Origin of the sequence: Paenibacillus sp. 453mf, assembly GCF_900116105.1 — a bacterium.
Taxonomy (GTDB): Bacteria; Bacillota; Bacilli; order Paenibacillales; family Paenibacillaceae; genus Paenibacillus; species Paenibacillus provencensis.
In genome coordinates, this window is sequence record NZ_FPAC01000004.1 from 216,737 (window position 1) to 232,029 (window position 15,293).

14 protein-coding genes and 1 pseudogene are annotated in these 15,293 nt (G+C 46.2%); 5 read left to right on the forward strand and 10 right to left on the reverse strand.

The genetic code is table 11. The features are described 5' to 3' along the window. Position 1: 1 nt before the first annotated feature. Both BM415_RS18450 and BM415_RS18455 read right to left on the reverse strand, forming a co-directional pair. Positions 2–1,642, reverse strand: a complete 1,641-nt coding sequence (locus BM415_RS18450) for an ABC transporter substrate-binding protein (RefSeq protein WP_091160533.1) — start codon at positions 1,640–1,642, stop codon at positions 2–4. A gap of 255 nt (positions 1,643–1,897) precedes the next feature. After that, positions 1,898–2,977, reverse strand: coding sequence for a DUF3048 domain-containing protein (locus BM415_RS18455; RefSeq protein WP_244533581.1), 1,080 nt, complete (start codon positions 2,975–2,977; stop codon positions 1,898–1,900). 367 nt (positions 2,978–3,344) lie between these two features. On the opposite strand from BM415_RS18455, the pseudogene BM415_RS18460 reads away from it, so the two are divergent. Beyond that, positions 3,345–3,545, forward strand: a pseudogene (locus tag BM415_RS18460) (Crp/Fnr family transcriptional regulator); the annotation flags it as partial. A gap of 100 nt (positions 3,546–3,645) precedes the next feature. Further along, entirely contained in the window at positions 3,646–3,858 is a 213-nt protein-coding gene (locus BM415_RS18465; protein ID WP_091160534.1) for a hypothetical protein, read from the forward strand. Positions 3,859–3,945: 87 nt separating this feature from the next. On the opposite strand, the gene BM415_RS18470 is transcribed toward BM415_RS18465, so the two are convergent. The 3 genes from BM415_RS18470 to BM415_RS18480 all read right to left on the reverse strand — a co-directional run bounded on the left by BM415_RS18470 (position 3,946) and on the right by BM415_RS18480 (position 6,132). After that, the gene (locus BM415_RS18470) at positions 3,946–4,722 is read right to left on the reverse strand and encodes a DODA-type extradiol aromatic ring-opening family dioxygenase (protein WP_091160536.1); all 777 of its coding nucleotides are present in this window, start codon (positions 4,720–4,722) and stop codon (positions 3,946–3,948) included. 98 nt (positions 4,723–4,820) lie between these two features. Further along, entirely contained in the window at positions 4,821–5,651 is an 831-nt protein-coding gene (locus tag BM415_RS18475; protein ID WP_091160538.1) for an alpha/beta hydrolase, read from the reverse strand. 136 nt (positions 5,652–5,787) lie between these two features. Beyond that, a complete protein-coding gene (locus tag BM415_RS18480) occupies positions 5,788–6,132 on the reverse strand; it encodes a hypothetical protein (protein ID WP_091160539.1) in 345 nt (114 codons plus the stop codon). Between the two features lie 409 nt (positions 6,133–6,541). On the opposite strand from BM415_RS18480, the gene BM415_RS18485 reads away from it, so the two are divergent. Further along, on the forward strand, positions 6,542–7,297 hold the full coding sequence (locus BM415_RS18485) for a DUF1129 family protein (protein ID WP_091160541.1): 756 nt from the start codon (positions 6,542–6,544) through the stop codon (positions 7,295–7,297). 192 nt (positions 7,298–7,489) lie between these two features. Here BM415_RS18485 and BM415_RS18490 read toward each other — a convergent pair whose 3' ends face one another. Continuing rightward, a complete protein-coding gene (locus BM415_RS18490; protein WP_170862552.1) occupies positions 7,490–10,249 on the reverse strand; it encodes a copper amine oxidase N-terminal domain-containing protein in 2,760 nt (919 codons plus the stop codon). A 299-nt stretch (positions 10,250–10,548) separates the two neighbouring features. On the opposite strand from BM415_RS18490, the gene BM415_RS18495 reads away from it, so the two are divergent. Then, positions 10,549–11,523 carry a hypothetical protein gene (locus BM415_RS18495; RefSeq protein WP_139237019.1) on the forward strand — a complete coding sequence of 325 codons (975 nt, stop codon included), beginning with the start codon at positions 10,549–10,551 and terminating at the stop codon, positions 11,521–11,523. 72 nt (positions 11,524–11,595) lie between these two features. Here BM415_RS18495 and ilvA read toward each other — a convergent pair whose 3' ends face one another. Then, positions 11,596–12,876, reverse strand: coding sequence for a threonine ammonia-lyase IlvA (gene ilvA / locus BM415_RS18500; protein WP_091160546.1), 1,281 nt, complete (start codon positions 12,874–12,876; stop codon positions 11,596–11,598). 555 nt (positions 12,877–13,431) lie between these two features. After that, positions 13,432–13,761, reverse strand: coding sequence for a four-helix bundle copper-binding protein (locus BM415_RS18505; RefSeq protein ID WP_091160548.1), 330 nt, complete (start codon positions 13,759–13,761; stop codon positions 13,432–13,434). A 175-nt stretch (positions 13,762–13,936) separates the two neighbouring features. Here BM415_RS18505 and BM415_RS18510 point away from each other — a divergent pair, with 175 nt between their 5' ends. Further along, positions 13,937–14,221 (forward strand): DUF4176 domain-containing protein, encoded by a 285-nt coding sequence (locus tag BM415_RS18510; protein ID WP_091160550.1) that lies wholly within the window; start codon positions 13,937–13,939, stop codon positions 14,219–14,221. 191 nt (positions 14,222–14,412) lie between these two features. Here the strand turns inward: BM415_RS18510 and BM415_RS18515 are convergent, their stop codons facing one another. Together BM415_RS18515 and BM415_RS18520 are read right to left on the reverse strand one after the other, a co-directional pair. Then, positions 14,413–14,823 carry a hypothetical protein gene (locus BM415_RS18515; RefSeq protein ID WP_091160551.1) on the reverse strand — a complete coding sequence of 137 codons (411 nt, stop codon included), beginning with the start codon at positions 14,821–14,823 and terminating at the stop codon, positions 14,413–14,415. Between the two features lie 59 nt (positions 14,824–14,882). Further along, positions 14,883–15,236: a VOC family protein gene (locus BM415_RS18520; RefSeq protein WP_091160553.1), complete on the reverse strand. Its 354-nt coding sequence runs from the start codon at positions 15,234–15,236 to the stop codon at positions 14,883–14,885. Positions 15,237–15,293: the final 57 nt, after the last annotated feature.

The window sequence follows — 15,293 nt, forward strand, 5'->3', positions numbered from 1 at the left end:
GCTATTCCTTCCATTCCCATTCTTCAATATTGGCCGTAATCGGCCAGCCGTGACCATGCGGGTGAATTTGCTGCTCCCCAATATCCAGCTTGTCGTTCACAAGGTACAAGTGATTCAGGTTCACGAGCCAGGCCCACGGCGCGTCACCTGATATACTTAGGCCTGTTGTGCCATCCCACTGTGCTTTCTTCCACAGCTCCATTGCTTCATCTTCGTCCACAGCTGCAAGCGCTGCTTCCATATAGTCATCGACTTGCGGGTTATTGTAATAACCCGGGTTGTAATATTCCATTCCTGCAAATTTGCTGCTGTACACATTGTACATTTCCAGCGGATCATTGCTTCCGAACCCGAGTAGAACAGCGTTTGAGAACATCAGCTTGTCAATCTCGTCCCAGCTTTTTCCTTCTACTATAATGCCAATCCCTAATGGCTTGGCCATGTCGGCGGCCGCGATGGCAAGAGACTGTCTCGTAGAATCCCCGGAGGAGTAGATCAGCGTAAATTCCGCTTCAAGGCCATTCTTGTCCACTGTCCCATCTCCATTGGAATCTGTCCATCCGCCTTCGGCCAAAATGTCCTTCGCCTGCTCTATGCTGCCATCTTCGAATACAGTATCTGAATTCCACCACGGCAGGTTATCGCTGATCGAATAGGCCGGTGTTCCTTCTCCTTCCAAAATGCCTTCTACAAGTGCATCACGGTCAATGCCGACATTTATCGCCTTTCGAATAGAAATATCCGCAGTGACATCGTTGCCGATCGGGTAGCCTTCTTCGGTTGTGCGGCCTTCTTCAGGCACATACGGGAACATAATGCCCCGGTTGTCCACGGACTGCAAAGATTCCAGCCTCATCCCTGCCACTTGCTGCGTGCTGAATGCGGGTGTTACAAATGCAACATCAACCGTACCTGCTTTCGCTGCGGCGAAGGCAGCATCCTCCTCCAGGAAGAGGAAGGTCAGCTTAGAGAAACTGGACTTCTCTCCATAATAAAGATCGTTCCGCTCGACGATCAGCTGCTGCCCTTTATCCCACTGGACAAACTTGAACGGACCCGAGCCAACGGGGTTCTGTGCGTAATTATCCCCGTATGCATGTTTAGGGACGATGCCGAGTGTCGCCAGGACATAGACAAATGTCGATTGCGGCTGCTTGAGTGTGAGCTCCACCGTATAGTCATCCAGGGCTGTTATAGAAGCCAGATTAGTCAGATCAACAACCGAGCTGCTGTCCTTCGCCGTTTCATATGTAAACACAACATCATCCGCTGTAAGCACTTCTCCGTCGCTGAACTGGGCATCCTCTCTCAGCTTGACGGTCCAAATCAGCCCGTCCGCGCTTGTCTCATAGCTTGCAGCCAAATCGCTTACGATCTCCATCTCACTGTTACGTTTGAGCAGTGTGCTCTGGAACAAGGGTGAACCATACCGTCCCCAGCCTGTTACCGGGTCAAATCCTGTATCCGGCTCACCACCGACGGCCAGTATTAGCTCTTCCTTCGCTGCTGTCTTGACCCCTGTCGATGCAGAGGCCTGAAGCTCACTTCCTGTCTCCTTGACCGGCTGTGCAGAACAGCCTGCTGAAGCTATTACAGCAAAAGCCAAGGCCGCCACTTGAATTGAACGGCCTTTCATCCTCATACTTCTCGCTTCCTCTCTGTCATCACATGAAATGAACTTCGACAATTTTACCATTGCTGTGCGATCTGTCTGTTACCTCACGGTAAAGAAAATGTAAAATTCTTCATTTTTCAATAAAATCATTCAATTTTCTTCTCTCTTTGACATTGTCATCATTAATATGGAGTATATATCTGGACTCGATATTTCCGTGGATTCACAAAAAATAGCCAGATGATCATGGCTTGTAAAAGCGATGTTCATCTGGCTATGTGTTTAATGAAATGTAATATGCTCTTCAAGTGCTGGAGATTCCGGCACGATGCTGAAGAAGTTTTTTCCCGGAACAAGCGGCAGCTCCTTCTCATCTTTATAGAACCGAATGATGTCTCCTGAGGATTTCCTCCACTCTGCGCGGATAAGCTGACCTTGCTGGAACAGCATCGCCTCACCGCCCGATGACAGATCAAGTGCGAGTCTGCCCACATCGTCAAGCACCTGATGCGAGGTCGACAGCACAATAATATTGGAAGCGGCTAGACGCGTTCCATCATTCGCATCCAGATCCGGAGTAGCATTCACACTTCTTAAATACTGCTGCACTGTACTGTCATACTCGTAGCTTACCGTATAGCTGTCGCTCAGATAATAAATATCAAATGAGCTGGCCTCTTCTCCGCTCACCTCAGCTCCTTGCTCCATATATGAATATTCAGGTGCACTGTTCTCCGCTGAATATCCTCGGTTCTCGGCACCCTCTCTAAGCTGATCTACAGAGGAATACAGATTGTGCGGTGCTTTACGGTCACTGCTGCGGAAATAATAAGGTCCGCCATTAGAGATTTCGTCAAGATACGGCTTCCCTTCATTTTGCAGTATCGAGTAGGCAGCAGGGCTCCCTCCCGCATGCGCCAATATACCTCCATAGCTCTCGCCAAGCTCGATGAGGTAAGGGCGAATACTGCGGATCGGACCTAAGGTTTCTGCAGCTCCTTCGCTTTGGAAGATCGCAATCAGCCGGGTAATTCCTCCCTCAGCCAGCACTTCATATATATGATCTGCTTGACTAAGCCCGGATTGGGGTCTTGCTGCCGGGGCATTATTGATCATTACGGCAAGAGGTCTTTGATCAACCGGTACAGCAGATCGGATACCCGTTAAAGGCGCGACATAGGCAAGCTCAGACTCAGACTCGACCCCAGGCTCTTCTGTCATTTCCTCATAGGGGCTCGGTATCTCAACTACCGGCTCTGACGGCCCGGCTTCTGGTGTGGAATTGGCTGAGCAAGCGGTCGTAAGCAGGACGAGTATGAATAGAATGTATAACAAGGGCTTCCATTTTTCTGCTATTTTCACGTAAGTGTGTACCTCCTTCATCGTCAGGGAATTGTAGCATCTTGAGTTCTTTTCTATCATTTAATCATAAATATAGGCCGAATGTCTTTGATTTCCTGCCAGAAATGTATAGTTGATATGCATAAATCCCAAAAGAACAATCAATCGGCTATATCCAGATTGGAACGGTTCAATTCAGCTGGATATATACCTCTTAACTAAAGAAAGCCGAATTATGCAAAATCCTAAGATAGAATGAGCAAAAGAGGTGTACAAAGATAAAGGCTTCAACTTCTCTCGCTCAATCTATCTTGATAATTCACTAATTATCTTCAGGCAAGGGGAATCATACAGATTCCTCACAAAAAATCAGGATGGAGTGGTTTATATGTTTACAACATGGCTGAGAGAGAACAAGGTTGCAATGTGGCTGCTGACCGTGCTCCGGGTGTATCTCGGATATGACTGGATGACTCACGGCTGGCAGAAGCTGACTGGCGGGGGTTTTGACGCTACAGGATTCCTGACAGGAGCAATCGAAAAATCGACAGGTGAAAATGCCGTAGTCCAAGGCTGGTGGGGTGCTTTTTTTCTATATCCATTCATCCCGAAGTGCTTCCATGGTATACTCTCATCACAGCCCACTTCTAGGGGCATTTAATCCAAGAGGATGGAGGTGTGACAACCCCTTGGCTACGACTCGCCGTTTAACAACCAACCTTGACTTTGAAGAAGCCATGACTCGCAAGAGACGCATTCGCGTTTTTAGAGATAACCAGCAAATCGACTCCGGCGGCGTTATTATTCGCTATGATGATATGACGATTGTCATTCAATCCAGCGTCAGCGATATTGCCTATCATCAAAGGCAGGACTGTGAGTTCTTCGAACTTAAATCTTAAGATCTGCGAGAAGCTCGTATACAATAAAAGGCATCCCCTGTAGAAGATCCACTCTTCCGATAGGGATGCCTTTAACTTCGTTATAAGTTAACCGAACTGCCAGCAATTCAGACTAAGACTGCCGTACTGATAGGCTTGAAACAACTTCTGTGCACTGCGTTCCTTGTCTGCTGCTCCCATTGCATAGAATAAGGGTGCAAAATGCTCTGAAGCATACGATGGCACCGCATCTTGGGCATTCGGGGCTTTTTTCTCGTAATCATAGAGATCTCTAAGATTCCACTCCTGCAGCTTCGAAGTGAGCCATTCATCGAACTCGGCAGCCCAGGCTGCGGGTTCTGAACCCGGACTAAGCTTTCTCAAATTATGTACCAGCCCGCCGCTGCCAATCACTAATATATCCTCGTGCCTTAAAGGCTCCAGCATACAGCCGATGCGATACTGCTCCTGCTCCGATCGCATGGAATCGACAGACAAGCTGACTACCGGAATATTCGCTTCCGGATACATATGCCGCAGAATGACCCAGGCGCCGTGATCAAGCCCTCTTCCTGTAACGAGCTTGTACGAAAGATTGTGCTCTGACATCAATTGGCCAATCCGCATGGACAGCTCGGGATCTCCCGGGGCAGGATACTCAATCTTGTACATCTCTTCAGGAAATCCATAAAAATCATGCATCGTCGTATGAAATTCATCCGCAGACAGTGACTGCACCGGCTCATCATAATGAGCGGAAAATAAGGCAATACCTTTCGGAACCGGTAAGCTGGCACCAAGCTCTCTCAAGAACGCTGTATAATTGTTGTCCTCTATTACGAGGGTAGGTGAACCGTGCGCAATAAACAATGCAGGTAAAGTCATCGCTGCCAAGCCTCCAGACACAGGTAGAATGGGTGTATGTGTTTATTTTACATCTAGAGGTGAATGAAATAAAGTTACTGAAACATTTATTTCTCCCATCAGATCATCCAGTGCTGCCAGTCCTGATTAGCAGTACGCTGCTCTGTTAACCACGCACGGGTACGTTTGATTAGCTGCTCACGTTCCGGTCCTGATGAAAAGGTATGGTCACCTTGAAAAATAATATCCTTATCGCAGCGTCCCTCGCTGCGCATCCAGAATACCTTCTGATATAAAAAGGCGTAGTCCACCGGGATTGTATCATCGCTCGTTCCGTGGATGACCAGCACATCGCCTGAGAACTTGAGCGCCTCCTGAAACGGCTGAAAATCTGCGAGCGATTCGAAGTATGTTGGAGTAAAGCGATAGCCTAAATAATCTGCAGCACCCTCTTTGACAGAGGTATCGTATTTGTCACGACCTGTAATTTTTATTATGTCATTAAAGGGATACCCTACAGCAGACCACAGGACAAGCTTGGTTACTCGTTTGTCTCTTACCGCAGTATGCAGTGCCGTAGCTCCTCCCAGGCTGTGACCGAGCAGCGTCACCTGCTGAGGATCAACATCACAGCAGTCAATAGCATAGTCGAGCACACTCTTCGTCTGATTAATCATCGACTGCAGTCCCTCGGCGCCATATTCACCTGTACTCTCTCCGCAGCCGATATAGTCAAACCGGAGTACCAGATTCCCATCCTCCGCTAATTCTCTCGCCGTTTTGACAAACAAACGGTCAACACCAATGCGATTGCCTACAAACCCATGGCAAATAATGATCAGCGGTACTCGAGCTGGCTTCTTGCCTTCTGATATCTCGCTTACAACCGGATAGTGGATCGTTGCTGCTATTTCCTCTTTCCCATGCTTGATCCCAATATGTCGTTCCATATGACTGCCTCCCAGTAAAAAATAACACCTGAATGGATATTCAAATTATATTTCAATTAATTCCGATAAGTTTAATGTGAATTAGATGAAATTAGTGTAGCACCATTCTTTACTGAAAGTCAATCGAATCTATTCCCTATTCATAACTGCGTCGAAACATCGCATGGGTTTCTGATTTGCCCTTCCATTCCACAGGCTCCGCATCTGCCTCACCACGAGGTATCGTTCCCTCATCTTCCGTTCCAAATTCTGTATCAGCTATTGTCCGATAGACGGGCGCCACATTCGCAATCTCGGTACTGATCTGAGCTGCTCCCTTCACCCGCTGGTTCTCTGCAGAACGGCTCACCTCATGAGCCCACGCAAATTCCTCATTATAACTGGTTGTTTCTTCAATATGTTCTGCCTTCACAACCTCATCCTTGACTCCCCTTGACTGGCTGTTTAACAGATACTGTCTTGTCGCATCATTCTGTGTCATAATCGAAATCCTCCCTTATATGCGTACTGCTCTTAGTTTAAGCACACAACATAGTGTGCGACAGGAGATAACCGGCTATACACTCCCTCTCGGACCTACGGATTTGCATCACAAACTTCATGGAATGGATTAATCCAGGCAATAATAAAGAATAATAACAAGCAGCAATTGAAGAATATAGGAAAGGAAGATATCACATGAATCTCATGTTTCACTGGCTTCAGCATCACCTGGGAAGTGTATTCCTATGCCTTGCCGTTCTCGCAGCCATTATATATGTAGCCGTTCATCATACTCAGCTGTTTTATAAAGAATAAGCTTACGGCTAACTTTGCTAATTCCACCTTACTCCCGTATACTTTATTCATATTATGCACGGACATAGGGCAGAGGAGTGGACAATACAGTAATGAATCGCAGCAAACAAATCATGCTGATCAAGAATCGGCAAACCACGGTCATTGGCCAGATGACATCCCCTTCCAGGGAGTTCTACGCATTGATTGAGAATCAGGCCAGGAATTCACGCATTCCTGAGTTTGAGCTGGAGGAGCTGCTGCTTCGCATGGGACAGGAAATCCTAGAAGCACAGCGTAAGGGTACAGATCTGAATCAATTATTCGGCGGGAAACCGAATTCCTATATTAAAGAAGCAGAGAAGAAATATGCGTTAACATCGACAAAGAATTCGAAAAATTCTTCCAATGTCTCAACTAATGATTCGAATCAGAATAAAAATGCAAATACAGATAACACCAAAGGAATCAAATTCAATCTCATGATTGCGTGGGCTGCTGTATCCATGGTATTTCTGCTAATGGGCCTCATCGGGCAGGTTACGTCGTGGGCGGGCCAAGATCCATCACCGTATACGAGCATCAGCCTGTTTACATTAGCCCTCATCGCCGGTGGAGCGATTGTGTTGATTCAAATTCTCCTATCCTTCAATAATGCACCTGAGGATGAAGAGACCCCTCGGTCTCCGAAACGCGCTGGATTTAATCTCAAGTCCGTCGTTAATTACCTCATCGTCGTTGTGATCATCTTGCTGCTCGGCTACGTATTCGGCAATATGCTTCCCGCCATCCAGCTGTCTGCGATCGCCCTCATCATCATCGGCGCCGTCGGACTTGTGCTGGTTAAACCGATCTTTGGAAGAAAATAACAATCCTAATCCATACAATATAGACCCTGGAGTATCCTCAGCCATTTCGGACACTTCAGGGTCTACTATTCTCATGCAAAAAAGAAGCTCGGGATCGCTGTATAAGCAACCCAAGCTTCTTGTTCTTTCTATATTCGTTCATACCTTAAGACGATTATAGTGGACATTAGTTGTCTCAGCATACGGTTCTTCTCATTGATTTCCTGAAGGGCTCTGCGTTTGCGGTGCAGAGGCAGCAGGCAATTCCTCCATTACAATCGTGTCACTTGCCCTCGACAGGCTGTTCACCGTGGCTGACTCTCCATCGGCTACAGATAATACAAATATCCGGTAGGCAACCCCGGCTTTTAAAGTACTGCCATCCGCATCAAGGGCATAGGTATCCAGCAACGCACTCAGGCTGTTTCCTGTTTTGGATACCGTAGTATATTGATTCCTAGGCAAGGCACTTGCCTGTTCCAAGGTAAACTGTTCTGCATTAGCTGCCTTCACCGCAATGACTGCATAGAAGGACAATCCAGCCTCATTGCCAGCTCGGTTGAAATCCACTTGTATGGCTGGATTCTCGGCCTGCTTGATCTCCACCTTGGTTATGACGGCAGCATCTACTGCGACAGGCGCCTTGTTGATCACAAATGAGTTAGAGGCCTGTGACAATGCATTTACAGAGCGGACCTTACCATCTGCGAGCGACAATACAAACACCTTATAATTTGTTCCTGGAACAATTCGGTCTCCTCTGACGTCCTTGGTGTTCTCGTTCAGCACCTGAGACAGATCCGATCCTTTCTTCGCCACTGCTGTATAATTTCCTGAATCCACCCGATTCGCCCATGACAGATCAAACCTGCTCGCTTCATCAGCCCGCACAACCATGACAAGATAACGGGACAGCCCTGTTTCATCCGCAGCCTTCTTGAATTTCACGGTGACATCGCGTCCATCTCCGTGATTCCCGTTCACTACCGCCTCTACCGTGGAAGCTGGCTGAGCACTGCTGGCCGACAGCTGAATAACAGGTGAAGCACCAGATAGAGAGTTCAGCCTGCTGTCGCCTCTGTTGCTTACCGTAAGAACAAATACGCGGTAGCTTACACCGCTCCGAATTGCAGATCCATCGGTATCTCTCATATCGGCAGACAGTGTGACGGACAAATTCCCTCCTGATTTGTTCACACGCGTGTATCTTGAGCTGTTCATGCTGTTCGCTTTTGATACATCAAAGCCCCCTGCATTCCCCGATTTCACGACAAATACGCGATAATGATCCACATTTGCTTCATTCGATGATGGATTGAACGTCACTCTGAGGTCACGGCCATCCCCATAGTCCTGAATATCACTCACTACAAGTCCGCTGATCGGCTTTGTTACGGAATTGTTCACAAGAGTAAATTGGACCGAGGCACCAGAGAGAAGATTGGAGTATCCTCCCTGCTGATTGCCCATGGATGCGACAAAGACACGATAAGCCTCTCCTTCACGGATTGTGTTGCCGCTGGTATCCTTCAGTTTTTCAGGCAAGGTGGTGGTGATATTTTTACCTGTCTTGGAGATATCGTAGTAACGGTCTGAGCCCAGCTTATTCGCTTCAGTCATATTAAAAGAGGATGCCTGGGCATTTCTGACGACGTATATTCTGTAAAAACCGACCTTGGCTTCATTGCCTGCTTTATTGAAGGAGACTTGAACATCCCGGCCATTTCCATAATCATTAACATCCTGAACAGCAGTAATGGATGGAGCCGTCAGTGTAGCACTGTCGAGTGTAATCGCAGAAGATGAACTAGACAGCTTGTGCTGCTTATTGTTGGTATTGGAGCTGGTCGAATAGATGAAAACGACATACGGTATTCCGTTCTTGATAACTTCACCTGAAGAATCACGCGAGCCTGACGACAACATCGTCGTTATCGTTGAGGAGCTCGACTTATTCACGGGTGTAGAGTAGCTGTTCGCTGCTCTGCTGGCTGCGGTCACATCAAAGGATGAAGCATCCTTTTGCTTAACGACAAAGATACGGTAATTTGTAATATCGGATGTCGTACCCGGCTGCTTGAAGCTGACTTCCATATCTCTTCCGTCCCCATTATTCGCAATATCTCGAATCTTAACTTCAGAGGCTGCAGCCACTGCCGGCTTGGCATTCATCGTAATCGAATCTTTCGCCGAGGACAACACATAAGCAAAATCCGACGCATCGTTCCCCACAGTCAGTACATATACCTTGTAAGCTGTACCGGACTGTATTTTCTGACCTGCTGCATCCAGTGCGTTCTCTTTCAGTGTCGTGCTTAGCTTGCCATTCGTTCTGGATACCGGAGTATAGCTCGTGTAAGATACATTTTTGGCTGCATTCAGATTAAAGCTTCCTGCATTTGAGGCTTTGACCAGCATGACCCGATATTCATGCACGCCTCCTTCATTCTGCGAAGGGGTAAACTCCACGCTGATATCTCTTGCATCCCCATACTGAGTACCTACCTTGGTTGTTACAGTGGAAGAAGTCAGATCATTGCTGCTCGTTATAATATCTACACGTTTGGCACTGGAGCTCCACAGCACTTCCTCACCAAGCGCCTCCGTCACGAACCGGATCGGCACCATCGTGCTGCCTTTGATGATTGACGCTGGAACATCGAGCGTGACCCTGCTTCCACTTATCGTGGCATAGCTTGATCCGATCGTCATGGAGACTGTCTGGTCACCTTTTGTAGCTGTAACCGTCTTCGTTTTATTGTTCCATAATACATTCGCATCGAGCCCTTCAAATATCGAGCGCAGCGGAACAAGAACCCGATTGCCCTTCATCACAGGAGCTTGGGGAGAAGGGAGTCTTTCATTATCAATATAAATTTGGATGGTGGTCGCTGCGTTTAACATACCAGGAGCATGACCAGCGCCCGCGAATACCAGTGCAGCAATCACAACCGAGGATACCCATTTTTTCATCAATATTTCCTCCAGCATCAAATTGAATTACCTAAAACTTCAGATCCATTTGCAACTTAAGCAGCTCATTTCACGTCAGCAATCTTATAACGCAGAAGGGTGGGATAATGTTCCATATTTACAAGACAAAAGAAAATTATTTTTTAGAAAACAGGATGCCGGCTTGCTCACTGCACCGAATGAACCGAATTGGCAGATCCACATCGAATTAACTAGGGAAGATAGGATACAGATAATTAGGGTAAATAGTTTAGATAAGACTTGCTGAGAAAAATTATTCATGAATCTTAGGAGGGTATATGATGAAGAACACGATACTTCGGCTTAAGAACAACCGGAAATCCACCGTAAGATGGATGGCTGTGTTAAGCAGTGCTGCACTGCTGCTTCCTGCGGGATGGAGCCCCGCCTTCGCCCAGAATTCAGCCCAAGCGAATACATCAGCTCCTGCCGCCGCTGCGGCGGTTTCATCGGAATCATCCATTATCCTGAACAAGTTTAGAGCTTTGCTTAAACAGCCGAACGGCTTGCCGGACGCTGCTGCTTATCTGAATGAAAATATATCGAGTGCAGCTCCCCATCATGCGACACTCATGGTGCTCTATCTAGAGAATGCACGAGTCAAAGCTATGCCGGCCATTGATGAGAAATTGTATCCACAGGATGTTCAAGAGGAGCTGCAAACTATATTCAAAGAAAATTACACGATGAACCAGCTAATCCAAAAGGCCAAAACTCAAAAAGTAAAAAAACTGCTTACACAAGCCAAAAATTACGGATACAAGGTCATTACCGCTGAAGGCATGTATTTCCTGACGATGGATTATTCTGCTTTTGAACGCTACAAGGAGGATGTCAAAGAGGATATTTCTGCCTACATCAGCATCCAGTCAGAGCTGTCCCGCAAACAGCTGGGTAAGGATGCCGCACTTGCGATCGGGTATCAGGAGCTTGTAAATCGCGCATTACTGCTCGAAGGATTTGTTAACAGCTATCCGAACTCTAATCGCACACAGCAGGTTGAAGGTCAATTCGATTTGTACAAACACGTTATTTTTTACGGGATGAATAATACCCCTCTCTTTCAGGACAATGGAGTGATCAGGCCCAATGCCAAAAAAGCGTATACGTTTATTGCCGGACTTCCGAATGATAACAACAGTCAGCTGCATGAGCTGCTGCAGCAGTTCGTTGACGTACTGGAGAATCATCAGTTCAAGCAAACCTCTGAGGTGAATGATTGGCTGGATCAGCATGTCGGAACGAACGAATAAAATGCTAATGTACAGCAAGAAGCCCCGCTTATGTTCATAAGCGAGGCTCTTTTTATATCGTATAAATTCATATCAGATCAAGAGATTAAATAGATTGAGATCCTTGTTCAGCTCGGTGTATTGAATATTCTTTCGATTCATTCGCTCGATCAGCGGCTCGTAATCCTCAGTGTACATCAGCTCGATGCCGACCAGGGCCGGGCCGTTCTCTTTGTCATTCTTCTTCGTATATTCAAACCGGGCAATATCATCGTTTGGACCCAGCACATCCTCCAAAAATTCACGGAGTGCACCAGCACGCTGCGGGAAGTTAATCATGAAATAATGCTTCAGCCCTTCATACATCAGTGAACGTTCCTTAATCTCCTGCATCCGGTCAATATCATTATTGCCCCCACTGATGATGCAGACGACCTTCTTGCCTTGAATTTGATCTTTATACTGTGCCAGCGCAGCAACGGACAATGAACCTGCCGGTTCAACAACAATGGCGTTTTCGTTGTACAATTCAAGAATCGTCGTACATGCCTTGCCCTCTGGCACCTTGATAATATCATCCAGTGCGTTCTTGCAAATATCGTAGGTGAGATCACCTACACGTTTGACCGCTGCACCATCCACAAATTTATCAATCTGCTGTAGTGTAACGACCTGCTTCTGTTCCATGGCCTCTGTCATGGAAGCTGCGCCTAATGGCTCTACGCCAATAACCTTCGTTTCCGGATGAACCGTTTTGATATACGCGCCTACACCAGCCGCGAGTCCACCGCCGCCAATCGTAACAAACACATAATCTGCTGGAGCGTCCAGGTCCTCCATGATCTCCATACCAATTGTTCCATTGCCTGCAATAATCTTCGGCTGATCAAAAGGATGAATAAATGTAAGCTCCTGCTCCTTGCATACACGCATCGCTGCTTCATAGGAATCATCGTACGTGTCGCCTGTAAGCACGACCTCCACGTTGCTTCCACCAAAACGTCTTACCTGCTTGACCTTCTGGTTTGGTGTCGTGCTTGGCATAAAAATTTTGCCCCGAATCCCCAAGGCATTACACGAAAAAGCAACACCTTGCGCATGGTTCCCAGCACTCGCACATACAATTCCTCGTTCTCTTTCCTCTTGGGACAAGCTCCGGATCATATTGTAAGCACCCCGGATTTTAAATGAACGAACGACTTGCAAATCTTCTCTCTTTAAGTAAACTTCGCAATTGTATTTCGCAGATAACACAGCGTCACGCTGGAGTGGCGTACGTATGATAACCTCCCTCAGCACATGGTGTGCTCTGACGATATCCTCCATTCCCACAACAGGGACATTTCCACTTCTTGATGTCTCTACTGGTTCCATTCTCTCCACACTCCGCTTGAATTTGGTACGCGCAAGGGCATGTACTTGAATCAACTTCATAACTCATTAAGCTGATGAATTCGAAACTATAGCAGCTCAGGATATTATGAAATTGATTCACTTACGCAGCATTTCTCTGTATGACATGGCTTCAGTTCATTTCTATGTATTGTACCACTTTCCTGCGCTGCATGCCCTCCTTATCTGTACTTATTTTTGTGTTTGTATCTCTTATTTTCAGGATGCAGAGAATCATGATAGCCTAGCAATATAGATGCTGTCCATGACTGGGTAGGCTTAGAGCGAATCGTATATGCTAGTTCTTCAACACAGCTGTCCATGTGGCTGAGTGATATTGAACAAGAAAGAAGGGTTAATTACTCTTGGTATGGGTACTGGGCAAATAACTTGGGGATTTATTGAGTTTATGTGGAAATGAATAACGTTGTCCGCTCTATTCCCTAAATTAATAGATAGATATCGATCATCTTACGACAAATCAGACAAGACAAACAGATCCCGCCTTAACCGTCTTGTCTGATTTGCCATTGCTACTTATGCTGCTAATCCTCTGCACACCTCTGCACATTGGAAACATGCTTCCGCACACTTCCTGCAGTGTTCCATGTCATGCTGTTGGCACTCTGTACCACATGCTTCACATATGGCTGCACAAGCCTTCGCCAGCTCGGATACAACGGGCGTACCTCTTAAGAGAGCTTGTTCAAGATATCCGCATATATCGGCACATTCCCTGTCCAAGCGGATACACTCGACCATCATACCTACATGATCTTCCTGCAAGCATGCATCATAGCAATGGTTGCAGGCAGCCATACATTCGTGCAGCGCATTCACCGCTGCCTGATACTTTTCTTGTAACATATTACACACCTCCAGATCATTTTTCTCTCTTATGAAGTACCCTTCTCATTCAATCTCAAACAACCAATCGACGGATGTATGATGTGATTAGAATGAAATGATAAGCAGCTTCTTTTGCATGTCTAAGGGTCATTATGGTTAAATAAGAGCATTGACCTGCAAAGGAGGAACGATCATGACACTAAACTATGAACAAGACTTGCTGCCGATCGGTTCTGTGGTACGCATTAAGGAATGGAAGCAGAAGCTGATGATCTATGGACGACTCCAAAATGATACTGAATCTCATAGCACATGGGACTATGTGGCTTGTTATTATCCCCACGGTAATTTAACGGAGGACTCCAATGTCTTCTTTAACCACGAGGATATTAAGGATGTCATATTCAAAGGGTTTGAGGATCACGAGGAAGTCGCTTTTCGTAAAATATTGGCTGAAGCGATCAAGGAATCCAAGTAAGGGGCTTTCGCGGCGTTCGGTTTTTGGCTGAATCACTCCGGTTGACTTCGTCAAAAGTCGTTCTTCATCCAAAAATCTCACTAAGCAAGGTGTACAGAAGTAGCCCAGCTGTAATTCAGCTGGGCTTTCTTAAATTAATTCATATAGAATATCAAGAACGTGGATGCCTTTTTCCGGACAGACTTCAGACTTCAAAAATCCTTCTCGAATTTCTCCTCGAATAAGGAGTTTACCGATTCCATAAATTTCGGATCGCTCACATAATAAATCCTATCCATCTGTTGAGGCGTGAATTTCAGCTTCATATCTTCGCCTTCATAAAGCTCCATTCTGTAAATGTTTCCTACAGCTCCCTCTTGAGGCTCTTCAGGTACCCATTCAACATCCTTAATCTGATTAATCCATTCTTGAACCTCTACAGAATCGTTTATCCAAATTCGATGCCCGCTGCTACCATCAATTAACCTTATACGGTCTGCATTTGATATAATACCCGGATATAACTCGGACAAGGTCGTACGAAGTGGGGGCTGTACAGGTTCAGCTTGACAGGCTGTTAACAGAAGGAGACATAGAATCATGAACCCTTTTTGTATCCTCATCCTTTCCCTCCTAAATAGCACTTAGAGCATACTGATGAGCTACCAAAAATTCCACATAATCAACCTTTATTCTGAATTAATCCAATTCCATTGCCAACGGGATCTACCAAATATGCTAGATAAAAATCTTCAAATTCCATCCTGTCTCTTACAATTTGAGCTCCGAGTTCTACTGCCGCATTGATCGCAGTCTCGATATCTTCCACTTCAATCTGTATTCGGGTTCCATGCGGGAAATCGTGCGGACCTTTAGAAATTCCCCCGCCTATTCCTGGATCGTCCTTAGTTCCTGTTGTAACAGGATAATAACCCCAATTAGGCTCTGCAATTCTCCAACCAAACACCTTGGAATAAAACTCCCTTGCGAGTTCAGGACTCTGACTGTTGAGTTCAAAACCTACGACTTTACCCATCAAGATAACCTCCAATAATGGAATTTATGACCAACATAACATTATAATAACGAATGT

Excerpts from the sequence above, each read along its gene's own strand:
- BM415_RS18490 (WP_170862552.1), bottom strand. The coding sequence starts at position 10,249 with ATGAAAAAATGGGTATCCTCGGTTGTGATTGCTGCACTGGTATTCGCG.
- BM415_RS18450 (WP_091160533.1), bottom strand. The coding sequence starts at position 1,642 with ATGAGGATGAAAGGCCGTTCAATTCAAGTGGCGGCCTTGGCTTTTGCT.
- BM415_RS18485 (WP_091160541.1), top strand. The coding sequence starts at position 6,542 with ATGAATCGCAGCAAACAAATCATGCTGATCAAGAATCGGCAAACCACG.
- BM415_RS18520 (WP_091160553.1), bottom strand. The coding sequence starts at position 15,236 with ATGGGTAAAGTCGTAGGTTTTGAACTCAACAGTCAGAGTCCTGAACTC.
- BM415_RS18475 (WP_091160538.1), bottom strand. The coding sequence starts at position 5,651 with ATGGAACGACATATTGGGATCAAGCATGGGAAAGAGGAAATAGCAGCA.
- BM415_RS18470 (WP_091160536.1), bottom strand. The coding sequence starts at position 4,722 with ATGACTTTACCTGCATTGTTTATTGCGCACGGTTCACCTACCCTCGTA.
- ilvA (WP_091160546.1), bottom strand. The coding sequence starts at position 12,876 with ATGGAACCAGTAGAGACATCAAGAAGTGGAAATGTCCCTGTTGTGGGA.
- BM415_RS18480 (WP_091160539.1), bottom strand. The coding sequence starts at position 6,132 with ATGACACAGAATGATGCGACAAGACAGTATCTGTTAAACAGCCAGTCA.
- BM415_RS18510 (WP_091160550.1), top strand. The coding sequence starts at position 13,937 with ATGACACTAAACTATGAACAAGACTTGCTGCCGATCGGTTCTGTGGTA.
- BM415_RS18515 (WP_091160551.1), bottom strand. The coding sequence starts at position 14,823 with ATGAGGATACAAAAAGGGTTCATGATTCTATGTCTCCTTCTGTTAACA.
- BM415_RS18495 (WP_139237019.1), top strand. The coding sequence starts at position 10,549 with ATGATGAAGAACACGATACTTCGGCTTAAGAACAACCGGAAATCCACC.
- BM415_RS18505 (WP_091160548.1), bottom strand. The coding sequence starts at position 13,761 with ATGTTACAAGAAAAGTATCAGGCAGCGGTGAATGCGCTGCACGAATGT.